The following is a 2,478-nucleotide window of genomic DNA, read 5'->3' on the forward strand; positions in this document are numbered from 1 at the left end:
GCGATTCCGTTGTTGGACGCGATACGCGATGCCGGGCTGACCAAGGTTGATGCCATCAAAATGGATTTCGAAGGCCAGGAAACCCTCGTATTGCGCGCTTTTTTCGAAGACGCACCGAGAGAGATTTGGCCCGAAGTGCTGCTGATAGAAATCAAGCATTCGGACGACGGGCTGGACGAGGTCTTGAATAAGGCAGGTTACGTGGCCAGTTTTGCAAACAACACCAACGGCGTGTACAGGCTCAATGAAAGCACCGCGTCCGGCGGCACGAAGGAATAACAAATGTCAAAGCGCGACTATTACGAAGTGCTCGGCGTGTCCAAGGGCGCTTCGGCGGATGAGATCAAGAAGGGTTTTCGCACGAAAGCCAAAGAGCTGCACCCTGACCGCAACAAGGACAACCCGGATGCCGAGGCGCAGTTCAAGGAAGCCAACGAGGCTTACGACGTGCTGCGCGATGCCGAAAAGAAGGCAGCTTATGATCGCTTTGGCCATGCCGCATTCGAAAACGGCATGGGCGGCGGTGGCCGCCCCGGTGGCGGCTTTGGCGGGCAAGGCGACTTCTCCAGTGCATTTTCGGATGTATTTGACGACCTGTTCGGTGATTTCATGGGTGGTCAAAGGGGCGGCGGCGGGCGTCGCGCCGCGCGCGGCTCGGACCTGCGCTACAACCTGCGTGTGACGCTGGAAGAGGCCTTCTCGGGCCTGCAAAAAACCATCAACGTGCCAACGGCTGTGGCGTGTTCGTCCTGCGACGGTACCGGGGCTGAAGGTGGCGTTGAACCCACATCCTGCCCCACCTGTTCGGGCATGGGAAAAGTGCGGGCACAACAGGGATTCTTTACGGTGGAACGGACTTGCCCGACTTGTTCGGGACTGGGTCAGATCATCAAGAATCCCTGTAAATCCTGTCAGGGGGCTGGCAGGGTCGAAAAAGACCGCGCTTTGTCGGTGAACATTCCTGCCGGTGTCGAAACCGGAACGCGAATTCGTCTGGCAGGCGAAGGTGAGGCGGGAATGCGCGGCGGCCCTCCGGGTGATCTGTATATTTTCGTCGAAGTGGCCGAGCACAAACTGTTCGAACGCGACAGCGTGAACCTCTACTGCCGCGTGCCGGTCAGCATGGCCAAGGCGGCGCTGGGCGGATCGATCGAGGTTCCGACCATTGATGGCGGTCGCGGCCGCGTTCAGATTCCGGCCGGAAGCCAGTCGGGTCGGCAAATGCGCCTGCGTGGCAAAGGCATGCCTGCGTTGCGCGGCGGTGGTGTGGGTGACATGTTCATTGAACTGGCCGTGGAAACCCCGGTCAACCTGACCAGCCGCCAGAAAGAACTGCTGCGCGAGTTTGATGATCTGGGTGAAGACAACCATCCGGAATCGAAAAGCTTTTTCTCATCCGTCAAGTCTTTCTGGGACGGTATGAAAGGCTGAACGACCAGGAACGGGGGCTCTGCCCCCGCCGCCCTTCGGGCGACTCCCCCGGGATATTTTCAGCCAGATGAAGCAAGGGATCCGTTCTTCATCTGGCGAAAAATATCCCGGAGCGCGAGGCAGAGCCTCGCATGTCACTGTCATAAGCATGCAGTTTTGGCCTTAGCAGAAAGCTGAATGTGGCAATACATCTGGAAAATTGAGTCTTGATTCCGGCCCTCGACCCTGAGATTGTCCGCCTCAACCGTTGGGGTGCCCTTTGACAAGGCTGAGAGACGCAACCGCGTTAACCCATCGAACCTGATCCGGGCAATTCCGGCGTAGGGAACGGTCTCTTGAACACAGACGTTTTCCCTACTTCGTTGCCCATAGAAGATGGAGCAACGACATGGCGGCAATTGCCCTGACCATAGCAGGATCCGACAGTGGCGGCGGCGCCGGCATTCAGGCTGACCTGAAGGCAATGTCGGCGCTGGGTGTTTTTGGCGCAAGTGTCATCACCGCGGTTACTGCGCAGAACACGCAAGCTGTCACCGCGGTGCATGGGATTCCGCTGGATGTGATTTCTGCCCAAATCGACGCGGTTCTGGGCGATCTTGACGTCAGGGCTGTCAAAATCGGCATGCTTGGCACACCTGAGATCATTCATACGGTCGCCAGGGGCTTGGCGGCGTTCGACGGTCCCGTGGTTCTTGATCCGGTCATGATCGCCAAATCCGGCGATGCTTTGTTGGCGCAAGAGGCGGTCCGGACGCTGCGCGATGTGTTATTGCCAACGGCGACGGTTCTTACGCCGAATCTGCCTGAGGCGGCGTGCCTGCTGAACGTGCCAGCGGCAGAAACGCGTGAGCAGATGGCTGAACAGGGCCGGGCATTGTGCGCCTTGGGTGCGGGTGCAGTCGTGATGAAAGGCGGACACGGGTCAGGGGATATCTGTCACGATTTGCTGATCGATCCGTCGGGTGTCGTGGCCGAGTTTCAGGCCCCGCGTCAGGATACGAAAAACACCCATGGAACAGGATGCACACTGTCGTCATCCATCACTGC

The 2,478-nt window shown here is 58.6% G+C and carries 3 protein-coding genes and 1 riboswitch; all 3 genes read left to right on the plus strand.

The window, feature by feature from the left end; all coding sequences use genetic code 11:
* A partial coding sequence (locus tag AC2FNN_RS21425) for a hypothetical protein (RefSeq protein ID WP_496760519.1) occupies positions 1-279 on the plus strand: 279 nt, incomplete at its 5' end.
* A gap of 3 nt (positions 280-282) precedes the next feature.
* Positions 283-1,431, plus strand: coding sequence for a molecular chaperone DnaJ (dnaJ, locus tag AC2FNN_RS21430; protein WP_496760521.1), 1,149 nt, complete (start codon positions 283-285; stop codon positions 1,429-1,431).
* A 238-nt stretch (positions 1,432-1,669) separates the two neighbouring features.
* Positions 1,670-1,775, plus strand: a riboswitch (TPP riboswitch).
* A 44-nt stretch (positions 1,776-1,819) separates the two neighbouring features.
* Positions 1,820-2,478 (plus strand): bifunctional hydroxymethylpyrimidine kinase/phosphomethylpyrimidine kinase (thiD, locus tag AC2FNN_RS21435; RefSeq protein ID WP_496760523.1); only part of this gene is annotated, 659 nt, incomplete at its 3' end.

The sequence above is a fragment of the Ruegeria sp. BHSA118 genome, assembly GCF_059613405.1.